Origin of the sequence: Paenibacillus timonensis, from assembly GCF_022427145.1 — a bacterium.
Lineage (GTDB): Bacteria > Bacillota > Bacilli > Paenibacillales > Paenibacillaceae > Fontibacillus > Fontibacillus timonensis.
Map to the genome: position 1 here is coordinate 1 of NZ_JAKSXN010000047.1, position 19,334 is coordinate 19,334.

At 55.5% G+C, this 19,334-nt stretch carries 16 protein-coding genes and 1 riboswitch; of the genes, 11 read left to right on the forward strand and 5 right to left on the reverse strand.

Going from position 1 to position 19,334, the window contains the following annotated elements:
• Positions 1-358 precede the first annotated feature (358 nt).
• Complete coding sequence (locus MJ257_RS17645; RefSeq protein WP_240270467.1) at positions 359-2,305, forward strand: heavy metal translocating P-type ATPase; 1,947 nt, start codon at positions 359-361, stop codon at positions 2,303-2,305.
• A 166-nt stretch (positions 2,306-2,471) separates the two neighbouring features.
• Positions 2,472-3,422: a thioredoxin-disulfide reductase gene (trxB, locus tag MJ257_RS17650; RefSeq protein WP_240270503.1), complete on the forward strand. Its 951-nt coding sequence runs from the start codon at positions 2,472-2,474 to the stop codon at positions 3,420-3,422.
• A gap of 71 nt (positions 3,423-3,493) precedes the next feature.
• On the opposite strand, the gene MJ257_RS17655 is transcribed toward trxB, so the two are convergent.
• Complete coding sequence (locus MJ257_RS17655) at positions 3,494-3,691, reverse strand: hypothetical protein (RefSeq protein ID WP_059040849.1); 198 nt, start codon at positions 3,689-3,691, stop codon at positions 3,494-3,496.
• 296 nt (positions 3,692-3,987) lie between these two features.
• Here MJ257_RS17655 and MJ257_RS17660 point away from each other — a divergent pair, with 296 nt between their 5' ends.
• Positions 3,988-5,121 (forward strand): transglutaminase domain-containing protein, encoded by a 1,134-nt coding sequence (locus MJ257_RS17660; RefSeq protein WP_240270468.1) that lies wholly within the window; start codon positions 3,988-3,990, stop codon positions 5,119-5,121.
• Between the two features lie 66 nt (positions 5,122-5,187).
• Here the strand turns inward: MJ257_RS17660 and MJ257_RS17665 are convergent, their stop codons facing one another.
• Positions 5,188-6,660 carry an amino acid permease gene (locus MJ257_RS17665; RefSeq protein ID WP_240270469.1) on the reverse strand — a complete coding sequence of 491 codons (1,473 nt, stop codon included), beginning with the start codon at positions 6,658-6,660 and terminating at the stop codon, positions 5,188-5,190.
• Positions 6,661-6,795: 135 nt separating this feature from the next.
• Positions 6,796-6,994: riboswitch (Lysine riboswitch) on the reverse strand.
• Between the two features lie 162 nt (positions 6,995-7,156).
• Positions 7,157-8,302: a virulence factor gene (locus MJ257_RS17670; protein WP_240270470.1), complete on the reverse strand. Its 1,146-nt coding sequence runs from the start codon at positions 8,300-8,302 to the stop codon at positions 7,157-7,159.
• A 286-nt stretch (positions 8,303-8,588) separates the two neighbouring features.
• Between MJ257_RS17670 and MJ257_RS17675 the strand changes: the two genes are divergently transcribed.
• The 4 genes from MJ257_RS17675 to MJ257_RS17685 all read left to right on the forward strand — a co-directional run bounded on the left by MJ257_RS17675 (position 8,589) and on the right by MJ257_RS17685 (position 12,178).
• On the forward strand, positions 8,589-9,938 hold the full coding sequence (locus MJ257_RS17675; RefSeq protein WP_240270471.1) for a cytochrome ubiquinol oxidase subunit I: 1,350 nt from the start codon (positions 8,589-8,591) through the stop codon (positions 9,936-9,938).
• Positions 9,935-10,966 carry a cytochrome d ubiquinol oxidase subunit II gene (locus tag MJ257_RS17680; RefSeq protein ID WP_240270472.1) on the forward strand — a complete coding sequence of 344 codons (1,032 nt, stop codon included), beginning with the start codon at positions 9,935-9,937 and terminating at the stop codon, positions 10,964-10,966. Before MJ257_RS17675 ends, MJ257_RS17680 begins: the two co-directional genes overlap by 4 nt.
• A gap of 5 nt (positions 10,967-10,971) precedes the next feature.
• The gene (gene cydS / locus MJ257_RS25005; protein ID WP_416277384.1) at positions 10,972-11,073 is read left to right on the forward strand and encodes a cytochrome bd oxidase small subunit CydS family protein; all 102 of its coding nucleotides are present in this window, start codon (positions 10,972-10,974) and stop codon (positions 11,071-11,073) included.
• An 82-nt stretch (positions 11,074-11,155) separates the two neighbouring features.
• Positions 11,156-12,178 (forward strand): MBL fold metallo-hydrolase, encoded by a 1,023-nt coding sequence (locus MJ257_RS17685; protein ID WP_240270473.1) that lies wholly within the window; start codon positions 11,156-11,158, stop codon positions 12,176-12,178.
• 261 nt (positions 12,179-12,439) lie between these two features.
• Here the strand turns inward: MJ257_RS17685 and MJ257_RS17690 are convergent, their stop codons facing one another.
• On the reverse strand, positions 12,440-13,345 hold the full coding sequence (locus MJ257_RS17690) for a transposase (RefSeq protein WP_240270474.1): 906 nt from the start codon (positions 13,343-13,345) through the stop codon (positions 12,440-12,442).
• Positions 13,346-13,713: 368 nt separating this feature from the next.
• Between MJ257_RS17690 and MJ257_RS17695 the strand changes: the two genes are divergently transcribed.
• Positions 13,714-15,339, forward strand: coding sequence for an ABC-F family ATP-binding cassette domain-containing protein (locus MJ257_RS17695; RefSeq protein ID WP_240270475.1), 1,626 nt, complete (start codon positions 13,714-13,716; stop codon positions 15,337-15,339).
• A 108-nt stretch (positions 15,340-15,447) separates the two neighbouring features.
• On the opposite strand, the gene MJ257_RS17700 is transcribed toward MJ257_RS17695, so the two are convergent.
• Positions 15,448-15,636: a hypothetical protein gene (locus tag MJ257_RS17700; protein ID WP_240270476.1), complete on the reverse strand. Its 189-nt coding sequence runs from the start codon at positions 15,634-15,636 to the stop codon at positions 15,448-15,450.
• A gap of 230 nt (positions 15,637-15,866) precedes the next feature.
• On the opposite strand from MJ257_RS17700, the gene MJ257_RS17705 reads away from it, so the two are divergent.
• The 3 genes from MJ257_RS17705 to MJ257_RS17715 all read left to right on the forward strand — a co-directional run bounded on the left by MJ257_RS17705 (position 15,867) and on the right by MJ257_RS17715 (position 19,149).
• Positions 15,867-16,736, forward strand: a complete 870-nt coding sequence (locus MJ257_RS17705; RefSeq protein ID WP_240270477.1) for a cation diffusion facilitator family transporter — start codon at positions 15,867-15,869, stop codon at positions 16,734-16,736.
• Positions 16,737-17,196: 460 nt separating this feature from the next.
• Complete coding sequence (locus MJ257_RS17710; protein ID WP_240270478.1) at positions 17,197-18,483, forward strand: C40 family peptidase; 1,287 nt, start codon at positions 17,197-17,199, stop codon at positions 18,481-18,483.
• A gap of 165 nt (positions 18,484-18,648) precedes the next feature.
• Positions 18,649-19,149, forward strand: coding sequence for a DUF948 domain-containing protein (locus MJ257_RS17715; RefSeq protein WP_240270479.1), 501 nt, complete (start codon positions 18,649-18,651; stop codon positions 19,147-19,149).
• The last annotated feature ends 185 nt before the right edge of the window (positions 19,150-19,334 follow it).

Below are 19,334 nucleotides of genomic sequence, written 5' to 3' on the forward strand. Positions count from 1 at the left end.
ATTTCGGGCTATCCATTCAAATGAGGCGAATTTGTTGCACAAAATACAACATATCGCCGCAATCGGCTGAACTCACCGTAAAAAGTTGCACAAAATACAACATTGGCAGGCCGAGTTCAAGCTCGGCGGAATAAGGGGCCTTCAACCTGTCAACCTGGTGTTTACAAGACGGGAGAATCGGCATACAATAGGAGTGAATAAAGTTTCTCTAAACCAAAATTATTGTCCTAATACAAAAATGATTATCGTTCTCATTTGTGAGCTGCTCCGGGAAGATCCCGGGGCAGCTTGCGCCATTTTTAGGGGGTTAACAATAATTTTCATTCTCATCTCAAACGACCAAAAGGAGGAGTTCGTCATGGAAGCCGTCCATAGAAGAACGATAAGCGAAGCGCAAAAAACAGCCCATCAGCCCAACCCGGGCAAGAAGCCGCGGTTCGATTGGGTGCGTCTCTTACGACATAAGGAGATGCTGCTCGCGCTGGGCAGCGGCGGATTGATGCTCGCCGCTTGGGTCTGGGGACTGCAGGGGACGATGTCATGGGTATCGATGGCGCTTTACATTGCCGCGTACGCGGTCGGGGGATACGTGAAGGCCCGGGAGGGCTTGATCACGTTAGTCAAGGAGCATGACTTAGACGTTAATCTATTGATGATCGCCGCGGCGCTTGGTGCGGCCTCGATCGGTTATTGGAACGAAGGGGCGATGCTCATCTTTATCTTTGCTTTGAGCGGCGCCTTGGAATCGTTCGCCAGCGACCGAAGCCGCAAGGACATCTCCGCGTTGATCGCGATGAAGCCGGAAACCGCGCTTCGCGTCGGCGGAGACGGGATGGAGGTGGTGGCGGTGGAAGCGTTGGCGGTCGGCGACCTGCTGTTGGTCAAACCGGGCGAAGTGATTCCGGCGGACGGAACCATCCGGACCGGGAGCTCCGCGGTGAACCAATCGGCGATCACCGGGGAGTCGATCCCGGTGGATAAGCAACCGGGCGACGGCGTATTTGCCGGGACGCTAAACGGAGAAGGGGCGATTTACGTCGAGGTGTCCAGCCCGGCGGAAGGCACCTTGTTCGCGAAGATCATCACCCTCGTCGAGCAGGCGCAGCAGGAGGTTCCGGGGACGCAGCGATTTATTAAACGGCTTGAGGGCATTTACGCCAAAACAGTCGTGGTCGCCACCCTGGCACTCATCCTGCTTACGCCGTGGCTGGCCGGATGGAGCTGGTCCTTCGCCTTTTATAAGGCGATGGTGTTTCTCGTCGTGGCCTCGCCGTGCGCCATCGTCTCGTCGGTGATGCCGGCCATGCTCTCGGCGATGTCGAAGAGCGCCCGCAAAGGCGTCCTCTTCAAAGGCGGAGCCCATATGGATCATCTGGGCAGCATTCGGGTCGTCGCCTTCGACAAAACCGGGACGCTGACGGAGGGCTCGCCGGTAGTAACCGGGCTGTACACCGCCGAAGGCTATGACCCGCGGGAGGTGCTGGCTGCTTGCGCTGCGGCAGAGAGCTTGTCGGAGCACCCGCTGGCCAAGGCGATCGTGCGCAAGGCTGAAGCCGAAGGGATCCCGATTCGCGGTGCGGAAGAGCTGCGGGCGCTTCCCGGCTGGGGCATCGAAGCGGAGGTCTTCGGCGCAACGTGGCGCGTCGGCAAGGCGGACGATGGCGATCCGATGCTGCCGGGACCGCTGGCCGAGCAGCTTCGCGCCTGGATCGCCGAAGGCCACACCGTCTCCGCCATCCAGCGGAACGGCGGGTACGCCGGCTTGATCGCGCTCCGCGATGAGGTTCGCCCGCAGGCCAAGGCGGCCATCGACCGGCTGCACGAGCTGGGCCTCGCCGTCGCGATGTTGACGGGCGACCGCAGCGTGACCGCAAACGCACTGGCCGGGGAGATCGGCGTCGACCTCGTGTACGGCGACCTGCTGCCGCAGGAGAAGGTCGAGCACGTGAGGGCGCTGCGGGAGCGCTACGGCAGCGTCGCGATGGTCGGCGACGGCGTGAACGACGCACCGGCGCTGGCGGCGGCGACCGTAGGCATCGCCATGGGCGGCGGCGGCAGCGGCGCGGCGCTGGAGGTGGCGGATGTCGTGCTGATGAACGACAGCATTGAGCGGATTGCGGAGACGATCTCGCTCGCTCGGCGGGCTCGGCGAATCGTGAAGCAGAACTTGACGTTTGCCGGCGCGGTCATCCTGATGCTGATCGCAAGCAACTTTGCGGCGGGAATCCCGCTGCCGCTCGGCGTAGTGGGTCATGAGGGCAGCACGTTGCTGGTGATTCTAAACGGGCTGCGGCTGCTGCGGTAAAGGTGCTCGCATTTGGCCATAGAGCTCCTTCATCATTCCTTCATTTAACCTTCACCGAACCCAACCGTTACAAAGATTGACAGGAAGCCGCAGCCTTCACATAATTAGAATCAAGCAATAATGATTCTATTTCATTCGGATGAATCCATTGAAGGGGTTTGAGGATATGTACAAATCGATTATTATCGGCACAGGACCAGCAGGGTTAACCGCGGCGATTTATCTGGCCCGCGCCAACATGAATCCGCTGATTATCGAGGGGCCGCAGCCTGGCGGCCAATTGACGACAACGACGGAAGTGGAGAATTTCCCGGGGTTCCCGGAAGGGATCATGGGCCCGGAATTGATGGATAATATGCGTAAGCAAGCGGAACGTTTCGGCGCCGAATTCCGCACCGGTTGGGTGAACAGCGTGGACCTGAGCCAACGACCGTTCAAGCTGCAGGTGGAGGGACTCGGCGAGCTCGTTGCCGAGACGCTGGTATTGTCGACAGGAGCTACGGCCAAATACCTGGGCATTCCGGGCGAAGAGATCAATGTCGGGCGCGGCGTAAGCACTTGCGCGACTTGCGACGGATTTTTCTTCCGCGGGAAGGAGATCATCGTGGTGGGCGGCGGCGATTCCGCGCTGGAGGAAGCCGGCTTCCTGACCCGTTTTGCTTCGAAAGTGACCTTGGTGCACCGTCGCGACGAGCTCCGCGCATCGAAGATCATGCAGGATCGCGTGCGCAGCAACGAGAAAATCGAATTGGCGCTAAATCGGACGCCGCTTGAAGTCATCGCCGGCGAGCATGGGGTCGCCGGACTGAAGGTGCGCAACAACGCAACAGGCGAGGAAGAGATCATTCCGGCCAGCGGTGTATTCGTGGCGATCGGCCATCAACCGAACACCTCGTTCCTGGGCGGTCAAATCGACCTGGACGCGAACGGGTACATCGTGGTGAAGCCGGGCACTTCCGAGACTAACGTTCCGGGCGTCTTCGCTTGCGGCGACGTGCAGGATACCCGCTACCGCCAAGCGATCACCGCGGCGGGAAGCGGCTGCATGGCTGCCATCGATTGCGAGAAATTCATCGAGAGCACCGAGCATGAGGCGGTAGCCGCTGCCGGAAAATAAGGCATAGCGAAACGGCGATACAGGTAAGAGCCTGTATCGCCGTTTTTTTCGCGTTATATCGTTATGCACCGTTAGCTGAACAGTCCGGCAATCAATTGAAAGACGAAATACCCTAACACGCCGCTTCCGATCAACGTGAGGCCGGACCGCTTGCGCCCCTGGAATAATCGCAGCACGCCAAGGCTGACCAGAGGGGCAACAATGAGCAAAAAAAACATGACGGCAATAAACAATTCCACGGATATATCCGAAATATTCACGATAGTCATCCGATCCGATTCTCCATTCCTACGGAAATCTGTATGATTGCGCAATGATATAAATCACAAGTTGATATTTTTTATTATACATAAGCCCGGCTTTCATTTGTAGAAGCTGAATGTGAAAATTAGGCGTCAGAATCACGTCATTTTTGCGACGGATTCCCGTTTCGGGATTTGTCCGAAACCTTCCGTCCGTTCGACAAAACTAGAAAGCTTTTGCGGGATCGACTATGTTACAATGGGCTTGAAAGACCGGTAGAAGGACACTCTATGCAGCTTGACCGGAAGGTGAGGGAAGCCAGATGGGAAAGAAAATCGGGAAACTTTCGAAGGGGTGGCTCATAACCGGGTTGATCGGCGGCGTACTGCTAGGATGCGAACCGCTGGGATGGATTGCCGTTCCGGTTCATGCGGCCACGGAACCTGCTACGGTTACCACCTCCAAGCAACTGCAGACCAAGCTGGCGGAAGGGATGGAGGCGCGGAGCACGACCATTACCTTGAAATATAAGGGGTCGACCAAAAATTTGGAGAAGCAGCTGAAGCAGGCGGTGAACGATGCGTTGGATGCCGATCCCTATACGAAATATATCGTGGATCGTTACGTGTATTCCTGGCGAGGCACCACGGGTTCAGCCAAGATAACGCTGCAGGTCCATTACCGCGAAACGGCCCAGCAGACCGCCTATGTGCGCCAACGGGTAAAGGAAATCCTGAAGCAGGCGGTTGAACCGGGCATGAACGCCCATCAGAAAATTAAAGCGATTCACGATTATGTCGTGTTGAACCTGAAATACGATACCGATCTGCAAAAATATACGGCGTACGAAGGTCTGCAAACCGGCGAAGCGGTATGTCAAGGCTACGCCCTATTGACTTACGAGCTGTTGAAGGAAGCAGGCATCGAGAACCGTTTGGTCGAAGGGACAGCCGGAGACCAGTTGCATGCCTGGAATCTCGTGCGTCTCGATAACCGCTGGTACCATCTCGATACGACCTGGGACGACCCGGTCCCCGATGTACCGAAGCGGGTAAGCTATTCGTATTATTTGCGAACGGATGCGCAGATGCGGGAGGATCATGTCTGGATCGCGGCGGATTATCCTCCGGCCTCCGTGCCTTATTTAAAGACGCTTCAAGCGTTGATTGAGGCGGGCGGGACCAAGAAGGAGGCTTATCTTAACCTGAAAACAGCGCTGGGTTACGACCTGTATGATGCCGACGCGGCGGTGTCCAACGCCAAAGGGCTGGCGGATCGGGTCAAGAACGGTTTGAAAGACGGGAAAAGTTCGTTAACCGTGCGTTATGCCGGTTCGGATGAGCAGCTATTGGAGGACTTAGCCGGGTTGTACGATCTGGGCATCCGTAATATCCGTTATCTGATGGAACCGTTGGAAGGAACGGGGGATTTAAGGGTCGAGATTCATTGGGAGTAGGATCAAAAAAAACGAGCAGGGGTCAGCGACATTGAATGTCCAGACTCCTGCTCTTTGATTTGGCATTTATTTCTCGATATTCACCGGGTGCAGCTCGAGATCGCATTCCTTCAGCGGAATGACCTTCGTTTTCTTGGTCCATTTGTAGCCGAGCCAGACCACCAGGAACAGCGGGATGCTGATGTACGAGACGGCGACGCCGTACCAGTCGATGGTTTCGCCGGTAAAGGCGGCTACGTTTTGCCCCAGGATGACGACAAAGCACAGCGCAAAAGCGAAGAGTGGACCAAACGGGAACCAACGCGCCTTATACGGCAGGTCGTTCAGGTCCCGGCCTTGAGCCACGTAGGCCCGGCGGAAACGGTAATGGCTGATGGCGATGCCGAGCCACGTGATGAAGCCGCACATGCCGGAGGCGTTAAGCAGCCAGTTATATACTACGCCGTCGCCGAACAAAGAGGCGAAGAAGGCGACCATCCCGACGAGCGTTGTCATCAAAAGCGCGTTCATCGGAATGCCGCGGGAGTTCAGCCTCGCCAGGAACTTCGGCGCTTTTCCGCGCAGGGCCAGGGAATACAGCACCCGCGAGGAGGCGTACATCCCCGAGTTGCCGGCCGACAGGACGGACGACAGGATGACGGCGTTCATGACCGACGCGGCGAAGGCCAGCCCGGCTTTTTCGAACACAAGGGTGAACGGACTGACGCCGATGTTTTCGATTCCGCCTTGCAGCAGATTCGGATTGGTATAGGGGATCAGCATCCCGATGACGAGGATCGCCAGGATGTAAAAGACGAGGATCCGCCAGAACACTTGCCGAATCGCGCGAGGTACATGCTCTCTCGGGTTATGGCTCTCGCCGGCGGCCACGCCGACCATTTCCGTTCCCTGGAACGAGAAGCCGGCCGCCATAAATACGCCAAGGATCGTGAAGAAACCGCCATGGAACGGAGCATCCCCTACCGTGAAGTTGGAGAAGCCCACGGCCTCGCCCCCCATAATGCCGAAAATCATGAGCACGCCAACGATCAGGAAAACAATCACGACGGCGATTTTGATCATGGCAAACCAGTATTCCGATTCGCCGTAGCCTTTGACCGACAGGATGTTCAGCAGGACGATCAAGGCGAGGAACAACACGCTCCAGAGCAGCGACGGGCTGTCGGGGAACCAGTACTTGATAATCAGCGTCGCCGCGGACAACTCGGCTGCGATGGTGATCGCCCAGTTGTACCAGAAGTTCCAGCCCATGGCGAAACCTAGGGAAGGATCGACGAAGCGGGAGGCGTACGTTTCAAACGAACCGGAATCCGGCATGTAGGTGGCCAGTTCGCCTAAGCTGGTCATCAGGAAATAGACCATGATGCCGACGGCGGCATACGCGAGCAGCGCTCCGCCGGGACCTGCGGAGGCAATGGCGCCGCCGCTCGCCAGGAACAGGCCGGTCCCGATCGAACCGCCCAAGGCGATCATCGTCATATGGCGGGCTTTAAGCCCCGGCTTCAGCCGATCGTCCGCCGTGTGGTTTGGTTTACTCATGGGTGAAACACTCCTTCTAAGCTCGTAGTTTTCCCCGGAACCCGCCTCCGATTCGCCGGCGGACGATGAGCTTCACAGAAAAAGGCCGCGGAAAGGACTCCGCGGCCATATTTATACCGTTTATCCGCACCATTCCATGAAGATAGCTCACCACGATATCCCCCGGGTGACGGGAATACCGTGACAGTTCTGTCCCTTTCGGAAACAGCCCCAGCCGGATGCCGACAGAAGCGGGCAGCCAAGCTTCGGCGACGGTGCCTTTCGACCGGCTTCACGGGCGGCTTCTGGCGCCTCCTCCGGTGTACTCTTCACAATCGCGACCTCTACCCCACCAAATGATGAGGTTTATATGGTAATTCAAAAATCGTCAATCCCTAACCGATTTTTGAATCTATATTTGATGTGTGAACACATTTTCAAAGTATAGCGCATGAGAGATAGCCAAGCAATGTCAAATTAATGACAAGTGGTCAAATAAAATCCAGCAAAGTAAGGGTTATTTGCTGTCTCCCCGGTCACGACCCGCCATTTGTTGCCAGACGGTTCCGGCAGCCTGCTCGCCGGATTCGATCCGCTCGACGGCCATGCGCGCTTGCAGGCCAACCTCAAACTCAGGGTCGTCCACCGCTGCGCGCAGCGCCTCCAAGGCGTCATCGGTGCCGACCTCGTACAGGAAGCGGGCCGCGCGCCAACGGACCAGCTTGCTGCTGTCCGACAGCGCCGCGATCATCGGCCCCGTGGCCGCGGGATCGCCGATGTCGGACAGCGTGTCGCCGGCGGTACGGCGCACGGCGGCGGAGGCATCGCGCAGCGCCTCGTACAGCAGCTCCATCGCTTCCGGCGTCCGCAGGTCGCCAAGGTAGACGACGGCGAGCCGGCGGAGCTGCATTTGCGGGTCGCGCAGCGCCTCCGCCAGCAGCGGCAGCGCTTCTGCGCCCGGCTGCTGCAGCGCCTCCAGCGCGGCGTAGCGCACGCGCCAATCCGGATCCTTCATCCGCTCGCGGATTTCGTCCAGGCCAAGCTCGCGCCGCTGCTCGACGAACTCCGTCTCGCTGCGGCCGTGGGCGATCGCTTGCGCGACGATGCCCTTCAACCGCTCCGGCGGATACGCCGCTTCCAGCTCCTGCTCGATCTCTCGGGCGATGTCGGGCAGCTCGCCGTAGCGTACGCCGTAATCGGTGAGCTTGCGCTCCTTGATCAGCGTGGCGCTGGCTACCTCGGTCACGGCGTTTACGAACCGCTCGGACAGTGAAATCCGCTCTTCGCGGTTCCCCGCCTTCACCCGGATTTGCATCGGGATGCCGCGGAAGAACTGCACAAACACCTGTGCTTCCCCGTACCCCGATCCTTCTCCGCTTTCCGGGCTCCAGGCCGATTCGACCCCTTCCTGCCCGAACTGCTTCTGCACTTCGGACAGAATGGCCGCCCAATCGGCGTTCCCCTTACGGTCCAAGGCAACGAAATCGGCGGTGTGGAACACGCTTCTTACCCCGGGAATATGCAGCAGCCCGCGGATCCAGGCTGGGGCAGAACGTTCGTTGTCGGGCGTATATGTTTTCCGAATCCCCGGCTCCAGGCTTTCATCCAAATGCAGCTTCATGGAATTCGGGCTGGGGGTCGGTTCGATAAAGACGATCTTCATAAAATACTCACGACTCCTTTCTTAAGGTGACTCCATCCTTCACAGATTCTTTAATTTTTTATTATTTTCTTGTTTATTGTACCTCAATGCGCTGCATTGCCCAAGCCTCATAGGAATAAAAAGGAACAACCGCGACACACTAATTGGGCAAGGAGGCCAAAGCATGTTCCAGAAACAAGAGAGAACCCTGGCAATCGTATGTCTCATAGTGGCCGTGATCATGCTGTACGCCTTCGTCAAAAGCGTTATCCGTTTTCTCCATTACTTCTCCTGAAGGAGCTTCGTCATGGCAAACCTTGATCCGGTCACGTTAAGCCGGATGCTCACCGGGCTGACCTTGTTCGTACATATCGTGTTTGCGTCGATTGGCGTCGGCGTGCCGTTGATGATTGCACTCGCGGAATGGCGGGGCATCCGCGCCGCCGATCTGCATTATACCTTGCTGGCCCGTCGCTGGGCGCGAGGTTTCGTCATTTCCGTGGCGATCGGGGTCGTGACCGGCACATCGATCGGATTGCAGCTGAGCCTGTTATGGCCGACTTTTATGCGGGTCGCCGGACAGGCGATTGCGCTGCCGCTGTTTATGGAGACCTTCGCTTTTTTCGTGGAAGCGATCTTCCTAGGCATTTACCTATATACATGGGACCGGTTCAAAAACAAGCTGCTGCACCTGCTCCTGCTGATACCGGTGGCTATCGGCTCCTCCGCGTCGGCGTTCTTCATCACCACGCTGAACGCCTTCATGAACACGCCGCAGGGATTTACGCTAAAGAACGGCGTGATCGCCGATTTCCGCCCGCTCGTGGCGATGTTTAATCCGGCAACGCCAACCAAGGTCGCGCATGTGCTGGCTTCCTCCTATACGGTCAGCGCCGGCATCCTGGCCGGAATCGCCGCTTTCAGCCTGCTGCGAGGCCGGGACCATGCCTATTTCAAAAAAGCGCTGAAGCTGACGGTTGTATCCTCCTTCGTGTTCGCGCTGGCGACCGCGGTGATCGGCGATTTTTCCGGCAAGTTTTTGGCCAAGTACCAGCCGGAGAAGCTGGCCGCCGCGGAATGGCATTTTGAAACGATGGAGCGGGCCCCGTTGATCTACGGCGGCGTACTGGATGAAGCGGGGAACGTCAAATACGCACTGGAAATCCCGTATGCGCTGAGCATCCTCGCCGGAAATTCGCCGAATACCACAGTGATCGGGCTGGAGGAATTTCCAGAGGATGTGCGCCCTCCGCTGCTGATCCATTATATGTTCGATCTCAAGGTCACGATCGGGGCGTTGCTCGTCCTGATTCCGTTCCTGTATTTGCTGCGGCGTTACTTGCCCGGCGGCAAAAAAAGGGTTCCGGTATGGCTTCTGATCGGCATTCTCGCTCTGGGTCCGCTGGCGATGGTAGCCATTGAGCTGGGCTGGATGTTTGCCGAGTTCGGCCGTCAGCCGTGGATCATCCGCGGCTATATGAAGGTGGGAGAGGCTGCCACCACTTCGGAAAGCGTCGGACCGATGCTGCTGTTGTTCGCCGTGTTGTATCTGGTCCTGTGTTTATCCTGCGTTCTGGTGTTGTCCCGAATGTTCCGCAACAAAGATGCGTTAACGGAGCTGCGGCAAGCCGAGCTTGAGGGAGGAGGCGGGCAATGAGCTACGAGCTGGTCGGCATTACAGTATTATGGACGTTTTTGTTCGGCTATTTAATTGTGGCTTCCGTAGATTTCGGGGCCGGATTCTTCAGCTATTACAGCGTGATCACGGGGCACGAGAACAAAATTCACGACATCATTCAGCGTTACCTGTCCCCGGTATGGGAAGTGACCAACGTGTTTTTGATCTTTTTCGTCGTTGGCCTGGTCGGCTTCTTCCCCGATTCCGCTTACTATTACGGCACCGCGTTGCTAGTTCCCGGCAGCCTCGTCACCGTACTGCTCGCCTTGCGGGGCGCATATTATGCGTACAACACCTATGGCAGCAGCAAGGCGAACAATAAAACGTATATGGGGATCTACGGGGCGACGGGACTGCTGATTCCGGCTGCCCTTTCGACGATCCTGGCGATATCGGAGGGCGGAATCATCGGCGAGTCCGAGGGAAAGGTGATTTTGGACTGGACGGCCTTCTTCGGCAATCCGTATACCTGGTCGGTTATCCTGCTGGCGCTCGTGTCCGTGCTGTACATTTCGGCGATGTTTCTTGCGTTTTACGCGGATAAAGCCGGGGACCGCAGGGCTTTCGAAGTGCTGCGCGGCTATGCGCTGCTGTGGAGCGGGCCGACGATTCTGGCCTGTGTGTTCGCCTTTTTTCAAATCAACCGGCAGAATCCGGAGCATTACGCTCATATGCTGGAGGTAGCGTGGATGTTTATCGCCTCGTTAGCCTGCTTCCTGGGAGCCGTTGCGTTGGTATGGAAAAAACGACGGTTGGGCTGGTCGTTCCTGCTGGTCATGTTGCAGTTCGCATTTGCCTGGTACGGATATGGCCGCAGCCACCTTCCTTATATTCTCTATAAGCAGGTCAGCATCCATGAAAGCTTCACGAACGAGACGATGGCCGTCGCCTTGATCACCGCCTTCGTCGCGGGGTTATGCATCCTCATTCCTTCTTTGTTTCTGCTGATGCGCTTGTTTTTGTTCGATGCCAAATACGTACGGGGCAGCTCGCCGGGGAAAGGGTGATGACGGTGGAGTGGTTCATGATGATGGTGGCGCCGGAGCTGGTTGTTGCCGGGGCGGTGTTGTTCCTGTTTATCTATGCCTGGAAGTATAAGGATCGGGCCGAATGAAACGCGAAGTTTGGTTTGCCGCCGAAACTACTCTAAAATAGGAGAAAAGCGAAAGAACATGCGGAGAGGAGCAACTGGAGCGATGCCAAGAAGAACGCGCTACAACAACATTGATAACGTAAGCACAGACAAAACGTTGAAGCAGTTCAGACAATGGCGGGAAGAGCGCCGCAGAAAAAAGAAGGACTATTCCTACGTTATCCCTAACAAGCCGCCGCAGCTCGATTACTTGCATCAAAACCGCGTGGAGACCACGATGACCTGGATCGGCCATTCTACGTTTCTCATTCAGTATCAGGGGTTAAATGTCGTGACGGATCCGGTCTGGGCGACGCGAATGGGATTTCAGCGCCGGTTATGCGAACCGGGCGTCCCGATCGACAAGTTGCCGCCGATCGATGTGATCCTCATCTCCCATTCCCATTACGATCATATGCATTTGGCTTCGATTCGCCGCTTATACGGCGGGGAGACCACGATTTTGGTTCCCGTTGGACTTGGGCGAAAAATGCGGCGCAAGGGATTCCACCGCGTCCAAGAGATGAGCTGGTGGGAGCGGGTGCGGATCGGGGAGGTCGACATCTCGTTCGTCCCGACCCAGCACTGGACGCGCCGGACGCCGTTCGATACGAATACGTCCCATTGGGGCGGGTACGTTTTGGAACCTGCAGCGACCCGGGCGAATGAGAAACCGCCGGTCATCTATTTTGCCGGGGACAGCGGTTATTTCCGCGGCTTTGCCGAAATCGGAAGCCGCTACGATATCGATGCCGCATTGCTGCCGATCGGCGCGTATGAGCCGGAATGGTTCATGACCAGCCAGCATACGACGCCGGAGGAGGCGCTTCAAGCATTCATCGACGTTAAGGCCAAGCTGATGGTTCCGATGCATTACGGCACGTTTCGCCTGGCTGACGATACCGCCCGGGAAGCGCTTGACCGCCTGGAGGCGGACCGGAGGCGGCGCGGCATCTCCGAAGATAAGATTCGGCTGCTGCATCATGGGGAAACGCTGCGATTGCCTCATCTGACGCCGCAACCGCCAGCCGCGATGCCGCCGGAAGTGACGGAGAAAATTCCGCAGTTGAGCGGACGAATGAAATAATCTGAGTGGATGAACCCCATAATTAAAGTTGGGCTGGGCGGCAGATCAAAACTTGCTGTCCAGCCTCTTTTGCACGATTATCCCGTTTGATCAGGCGGCGTTACTAGTAGCTCAATCTACTAGCTCATTGCACTAGCTCATTGCACTAGCTCATTCTACTAGCTCACTCTACTAGTTCATTCCACTAGCTAATCCCACTATTGACTAGGTTGTTCTTCGCGAAGCCAAGCCCTTTCCTTTGGCACATCCGTTGATGTGCGATCAAGCCGCAGCTGCAAACGCCGGATTCGGTTGACGTTCGATGAGCTTGTCGTAGGTGATTGTCGGAATCGCCACACCCATGTGCAGCAACTTCTGCAGCATTACTTCCTCCATTCCGGGCAGCCGCAGTTCCCGGCGTCCAGTGTACTCGTTCAAGTACGCCTGAAGATACTTCGGTCCCAGGGCAACGTATGTATTTTTCAGCGATTCCCACGCTTCTCTGACCACTTTACGCAAGGGCGTATAAAGCCGAAAGGCCAGCGGGTAAGACTGTATGATTGATGTTTGGACATCCACTTGTCCATTGATAAAAGCTGCGAGTTCGCGACGGGTGGCTCTGGCTCCATTCCCCCGCTTCTGCGGCACCAGGTGAATTTTCACATGCTCCGGTTCACCCGACTCCGTAACCGAACAGCCGGCAACGACCGCCGAGGCATAGGGATGAGGAAACCGGTAACACCGGTATGGGTTCTTCCCATATTGATCGCTATTCACTTTCACTTCCCCGCTCAAGAGCTTCCGGGCATCGAATTCTCCGAGCGTATGGCGGATTTTGTGCAGCATTAACCAAGCAGTCTTGTAGGTGACCCGGATCACCTTGCTTAACCGCATCGCCGAGATACCATCAGGGAGCAGAAACAACTCCAAAGCCTGAAACCATTTCAACAAGGGCAGATGCGTTCCTTCAAAAATCGTGCCGACCAAAGGAGACGTTTGATGCGAGCAGCCTTCACACTCGAACAAGGGGATTCTTCTGGAACTCAGGCGGGTACACCGGTTGTAACCGCAGCGCGGGCATACGAAGCCGTTTGGCCACTTCGTTGCGATTAACGCTTCCATGCAAGCCTCCTCGCTGGCGTAGCGGTTGCTGATTGTATGAAGCTCCACTCCCATATTATTTTCCATGTCTCTGGCCTCCAAAACGAGAAATAGGTACGTATGTTCGCTTGTTACTATTTTACCAAACATATGTTCTCCTATCAAGAATAAAATTCCATAAATTCCGTAATTTTTGCAACCTTATCTATGTTGCACCCCCAACCTCGACTCTACTCCAGCCTACTGATCGAAAGGGATAATCGTGCCAAGAGGTACCAAGAGGTGCCAAGAGGTACCAAGAGAGAGCACTGGGCAGCAACCCGGTTAGGGCCCAATTTAAGGCTTTCTTCGCTTTTGGTTCAATTTCCTTGGCGATCTATGATATAATACGCCAGTAGTATCGACTATTTCGGATAGTCCGCACTCACTATGATAAAAGGATGGTAATGCCTAACATGATCAGCACTAACGGTGTAACGCTCCGGTATGGAAAACGGGCACTTTTTGAGGACGTAAATATAAAATTCACCCCCGGGAACTGCTACGGTTTGATCGGGGCGAACGGGGCGGGCAAATCGACGTTCCTGAAGATTCTTTCCGGCGAAATCGAGCCGAACCAAGGCGAAGTGTTTATGACGCCGGGCGAACGCTTGGCTGTCCTCAAGCAGAACCACTACGAATACGACGAATATCCGGTACTGGAAACGGTCATCATGGGACACGGCCGGTTGTATTCGATCATGAAAGAGAAGGATGCGCTTTACGCTAAAGCCGATTTCTCCGAAGAGGACGGCATGCGCGCCGGCGAGTTGGAGGGCGAATTCGCCGAGCTGAACGGCTGGGACGCTGAACCGGATGCGGCAGCGCTCCTGATCGGCCTCGGAATCCCTCGCGAGCTGCACGATAAGAAGATGGCCGAGCTTAGCGGCAACGAGAAAGTCCGCGTCCTGTTGGCGCAGGCGTTGTTCGGACGCCCGAACAACTTGCTGCTGGACGAACCGACCAACCACTTGGACCTCGAATCGATCCAGTGGCTCGAGAACTTCCTGATGGATTATGAAGGCACGGTTATCGTCGTATCCCATGACCGGCACTTCCTGAACAAGGTGTGCACGCACATCGCGGACATCGACTTCGGCAAAATCCAGATGTACGTCGGCAACTACGACTTCTGGTACGAGTCCAGCCAGCTAGCGCTGCAAATGCAGCGGGACGCGAACAAGAAGAAGGAAGAGAAAATCAAGGAACTCCAGGCGTTTATTCAACGTTTCTCCGCGAACGCTTCGAAATCGAAGCAAGCGACTTCCCGGAAGAAGCAGCTGGATAAAATCACGCTGGAAGACATCCGTCCGTCCAACCGGAAATATCCGTTTCTGCATTTCAAGGCGGAACGCGAGGCCGGCAAGCAGCTGCTGACGGTTGACGGGCTGACCAAAACCGTTGAAGGCGACAAGGTGCTGGATAACGTTAGCTTCGTCGTGAACAAAGGCGACAAAATTGCGTTCGTCGGACCGAACAGCCTGCCGAAAACCACACTGTTCCAGGTCGTGATGGGCGAACTGGAAGCCGACGGCGGCGAATACAGCTGGGGGGTTACGACCTCGCAGGCGTATTTCCCGAAAGATAACTCCCGTTATTTTGACGGCGTGGAACTGAATCTGGTCGAATGGCTGCGCCAATATTCGAACGACCAGGATGAAACGTTCCTGCGCGGCTTCCTTGGACGGATGCTGTTCTCCGGCGAGGAGGCGTTGAAGAAGGCGAGCGTATTGTCCGGGGGCGAGAAGGTCCGCTGCATGCTGGCCAAAATGATGCTGAACGGCGCCAACGTGCTGCTGTTCGACGAGCCGACCAACCACTTGGATCTCGAATCGATTACAGCGCTCAACAATGGGCTGATCGATTTCGACGGGACGATCCTGTTCACGTCGCATGACCATCAGTTTATCCAAACCATCGCTAACCGGATTATCGAGATCACGCCAAACGGGATCATCGACCGCGTCATGACGTACGATGAGTACCTGGAGAGCGAAGAAATCCAAAACCTGCGGAAATCGATGTATCCGGAAGAGGTCTAAAAGGTCTAAAATCGGCAGCGAAGCTGCGATGAACGGATCATACAAAAGCCGCACGGGCGGGTCTTAGGGGACCTGCTCCGTGCGGCTTCTTTGCGTTGCCTGGATTTTTTACGAACCGCCTGTCCGGCGGCGCTGATTGTTCGGCTTTTTATTATTTTGGCTCTTCAGCGCCTTGGTTTGAAGATTGTCCTTCATCCCAGGCTTGTTCGCCGCTTGCTGCTGTTGTTTCTTCTGCTGCAGCTTTTGGCGCATCGCTTCGGCCAAATCGATTTTGCGCGGTTCTTTCGCTTCCGTCACCGATATCATCTCCTCGTAAGTAGAAAGGGGCTGTCCCTATTTTATACGTTTTTAAAAGCGCGTACAACGGGAATAATGATGAAGGCTGCTTTTCCCGGAGGCAACACTGTTTCTCTAGACTTACACGGGGTTTATTTGCTACGATGATTAAACGCTTTTCATGAAAGCAGATCTAGGGATTTCGAAGAAATAGGTATTTGGCTTCGGGGAGAAGTCTGGAGGTGCGGGGCTTGGATATTTACGACGATATACGCAAAGGGGAACGCGGGGCTTGGGTAAGCATTGCCGCTTATTTGCTGCTGTCCGCTTTTAAATTGGTTAGCGGGTTTTATTTTAATTCCAACGCGCTGTTGGCCGACGGCTTTAACAATCTCACGGATATCGTGGCTTCGGTGGCCGTGTTGATCGGCCTCAAAATCTCGCAGAAACCGCCGGACTCGGATCATGCTTATGGTCATTTCCGGGCGGAAACGATCGCCGCGTTGGTTGCCTCTTTTATTATGGCGATGGTCGGCATTCAGGTGATTCTTGACGCGATCCGTTCATTGGCTGCAGGCGTGCATAGCCAGCCCGACATTCTCTCGGCCGCGGTTGCCGCTGTTTGCGCCGTGGCGATGGGCGGCGTTTATGCCTACAACCGGAGACTGGCCCAGCAAATCAACAACCAGGCGTTAATGGCCGCTGCGAAGGACAACCTGTCGGACGCCATGGTGAGCGTAGGTGCCGCCATCGGGATCATCGGGGCGCAATTCGGATTGCCATGGCTAGACGTAGTGGCGGCGATTGCGGTGGGCCTGCTTATTTGCAAAACGGCGTGGGACATCTTCCGCCAGTCGACGCATAATCTTACTGACGGGTTTGACGAGAAGGAGCTGGGCGACCTGCGCAGCACGATTGCCAGGACCCAAGGCGTGGAAGGCATCAAGGATCTGAAGGCCCGCGTTCACGGCAATCATGTGCTGGTTGACGTCGTCATTGAAGTCGATCCGCAGCTGACGGTGATCGAAAGCCATAAAATCAGCGACCGGGTTGAGGAACGGATGAGAAGCAAGCAAAACGTCATGCATGTTCACGTTCATGTGGAGCCCAAAGAAGGATAAGCCCCATACATAGGAAATAAGAAGACAAGCCATCGCGGCAATTCGTTGCCCAAGCAGGCAGGCCAAAGGAAACAATTACCAGGCCTATCCGCTTGGTTTTTTTTGCGCAAAAACCGGGCGGTTATCCCTACAAAATAGGCCGATTGGATAAAATGGGTTTATTTTGAAACCTGTTTAGGGTTTAGCGAAATCAGGTACTTTCGTTATAAAAATCAAGCGTTTTTGCAAGGAGAGGCGTTTTCATCGGTTGGTTTTAGCCTGAATTTATAGGTCGACTGCCTCTATTTTTGGATGATGGAAACTAGGCCCAATGTCGTTGAATGCGCTTTCCTATAATGTGATCTTCGACTGATTTAGACCAATTTCGACAAGGGATATAATGGGGGCAAGACCAAAGAAAGGAGAACGTTGGAACGAAGGTTAACAACCAGATTTTACTTAAGGAGGCAGGACATCAAACATGAAACGAAGCATAGCGATCACATTGTTGAGTGCCATTCTTCTCTCTACTTATACAGCTGTTCCTCATCAGGCTGCGGCCGCAACCTCTACCGCCCAGACGATAACCAAAGGTCATATTGTCGGCGGGGTCAATTTTCGTGACCAACCTTCCCTTTCGGGCAAAGTGATCGGATTCCTTAAAGAGGGTTCCGAAGTGACTGTATTGGATCAAAGCAATAACTACTTTTATCTAGTGAGAACCGCGGACGGAACGGTTGGTTACGTCAGCTCCAACGACAAGTATATTCAAGTGGAAACGGTGGTAACCGCCCCTTCCCAACCTTATTTGGGATGGCCAGCAACGGTTATATACGGCGTCAATATGCGCGATGAGCCGTCTTCCTCGAGCAAGATTATCGACATGCTGAGCAAAGGCACACAGCTGAAGATTCTCGAACAAAGCAACGAATATTTCTATAAAGTGCAAACATCCGCCGGACAGATCGGATATGTAAGCACAAACGAGAAATACCTTCAGATCGATGCGGCTTCCCCTGCGCCTTCCCAACCGTCGCTTGGCTGGCCAGCCACGGTAGCGTACGGCGTTAATATGCGGAATGAACCGTCCACTTCGGGCAGCGTCATCACGATGCTGCGTACGGGCACGCAGCTGACGATCCTGGAACAAAGCAATGATTATTTCTATAAAGTACAGACGTCCGATGGAACGATAGGTTACGTCAGCACGATGGAGAAATATTTGGAAATTGGCGAGTCCCAAACGCCGGCGCCAACTCCAACTCCAGCTCCTGCACCGGAACCCGTTCCAACGCCAGCCCCAGCCCCTGCACCATCGAACGGGATCAGCCAGCAAATCGAACAGGTGATAGCGGCCGGCATGAAATACCTGGGGACGCCGTATGAATACGGTTCGAGCCGCAGTAACACGTCAACGTTCGACTGCTCCGATTTCGTGAGACAAGCCTTCAAGGATGCATTAGGCCTTACGCTTCCGGCGGATTCCCGCCAGCAAGGGGATTACATCAAAGACAACGGCACCGCAGTTTACAGCATCGACAGCTTAAAGCGAGGCGATTTGGTCTTTTTCATGAGTTATAAAGGCTCTTCGGCCAAATCCTACGAGGGAATCGACAAGCAAAGCCAGCGGATCACCCACGTGGCGATCTACCTTGGCAACGGCCAACTGCTCCACACGTACTCAACGGAGTCCGGCGGGGTCATCGTCGATCAGCTCGACGGCTCCTGGGTACACCGCTTCATGTTTGGCGGCAGCGTCTTAAAATAAACGAAAAAACTAGGCCGCTTTGGTTTGTTCCCGTCTATGGGGAAGACAAAGCGGCTTTGTTGTCTCGCTAAAACCGTATAAAGAAACGACTGTTCTTCCGCACATTTTCGTGTATAGTTAAGGAAAGAACGGGTAACGCATACGGACGGAAAGCGAGGAAGTTGTATGATTTGGGAGATCAGTGTGGCGGTTGCCGCGGCTGCCTTTGTGGTGCTTGTCGTTTATCTGGTCAAAACGCTCATCGCAGCAGAGCGGTCGCTCCAGACCACGTCGGAGACGCTGCGGGAAGTACAAAAAACGATTGATGAACTGGGAACCGAGGTCCGGCACGCCGTTCGGCAGGCGAACGATTTGACCGGCGATATCCAGCATAAACTGAAGCAATTCGATCCGTTGATGGAATCGGTCCAACATGCCGGCGAGGTGCTGAACGAAGTCACGCTGGCGACAAAGCAGGTTTCGGCCGCCTTGGCGAGCCGGATTGCAAGTCGGCCTCGGCCGGCGAAACGTAAGGTTCCGGCCGCAAGCCCGGCAGCGCCGGAGGCTCCGGTCCGAGAGGTTCAAGCCGAAACGGAGCTTCCAGCACCGGACGCAAACCGCAAATCCGCCGGTTGGGTCAAATGGGTGGATGTAGCCGCCGACGTCTGGCAGAAATACCGGAATTAAGGCGATCCTTTCACGGCGGCTTCGATGGCCGTTTCAATCGGGGGGAAAAGGGGTAATGTACCCTGTTACTCATGCCTTGCCCGTGTTGATATTCGAGTAATATGGAACGGGGCAAGTGCCCCGTTCCTTTTTTCGCTGCTGAGTGTGATCGGGTTGCGTTATCGGGCAGGACGGGCGCGTTTTTG

Excerpts from the sequence above, each read along its gene's own strand:
- MJ257_RS17645 (WP_240270467.1), top strand. The coding sequence starts at position 359 with ATGGAAGCCGTCCATAGAAGAACGATAAGCGAAGCGCAAAAAACAGCC.
- trxB (WP_240270503.1), top strand. The coding sequence starts at position 2,472 with ATGTACAAATCGATTATTATCGGCACAGGACCAGCAGGGTTAACCGCG.
- MJ257_RS17655 (WP_059040849.1), bottom strand. The coding sequence starts at position 3,691 with ATGACTATCGTGAATATTTCGGATATATCCGTGGAATTGTTTATTGCC.
- MJ257_RS17660 (WP_240270468.1), top strand. The coding sequence starts at position 3,988 with ATGGGAAAGAAAATCGGGAAACTTTCGAAGGGGTGGCTCATAACCGGG.
- MJ257_RS17665 (WP_240270469.1), bottom strand. The coding sequence starts at position 6,660 with ATGAGTAAACCAAACCACACGGCGGACGATCGGCTGAAGCCGGGGCTT.
- MJ257_RS17670 (WP_240270470.1), bottom strand. The coding sequence starts at position 8,302 with ATGAAGATCGTCTTTATCGAACCGACCCCCAGCCCGAATTCCATGAAG.
- MJ257_RS17675 (WP_240270471.1), top strand. The coding sequence starts at position 8,589 with ATGGCAAACCTTGATCCGGTCACGTTAAGCCGGATGCTCACCGGGCTG.
- MJ257_RS17680 (WP_240270472.1), top strand. The coding sequence starts at position 9,935 with ATGAGCTACGAGCTGGTCGGCATTACAGTATTATGGACGTTTTTGTTC.
- MJ257_RS17685 (WP_240270473.1), top strand. The coding sequence starts at position 11,156 with ATGCCAAGAAGAACGCGCTACAACAACATTGATAACGTAAGCACAGAC.
- MJ257_RS17690 (WP_240270474.1), bottom strand. The coding sequence starts at position 13,345 with ATGGAAAATAATATGGGAGTGGAGCTTCATACAATCAGCAACCGCTAC.
- MJ257_RS17695 (WP_240270475.1), top strand. The coding sequence starts at position 13,714 with ATGATCAGCACTAACGGTGTAACGCTCCGGTATGGAAAACGGGCACTT.
- MJ257_RS17710 (WP_240270478.1), top strand. The coding sequence starts at position 17,197 with ATGAAACGAAGCATAGCGATCACATTGTTGAGTGCCATTCTTCTCTCT.
- MJ257_RS17715 (WP_240270479.1), top strand. The coding sequence starts at position 18,649 with ATGATTTGGGAGATCAGTGTGGCGGTTGCCGCGGCTGCCTTTGTGGTG.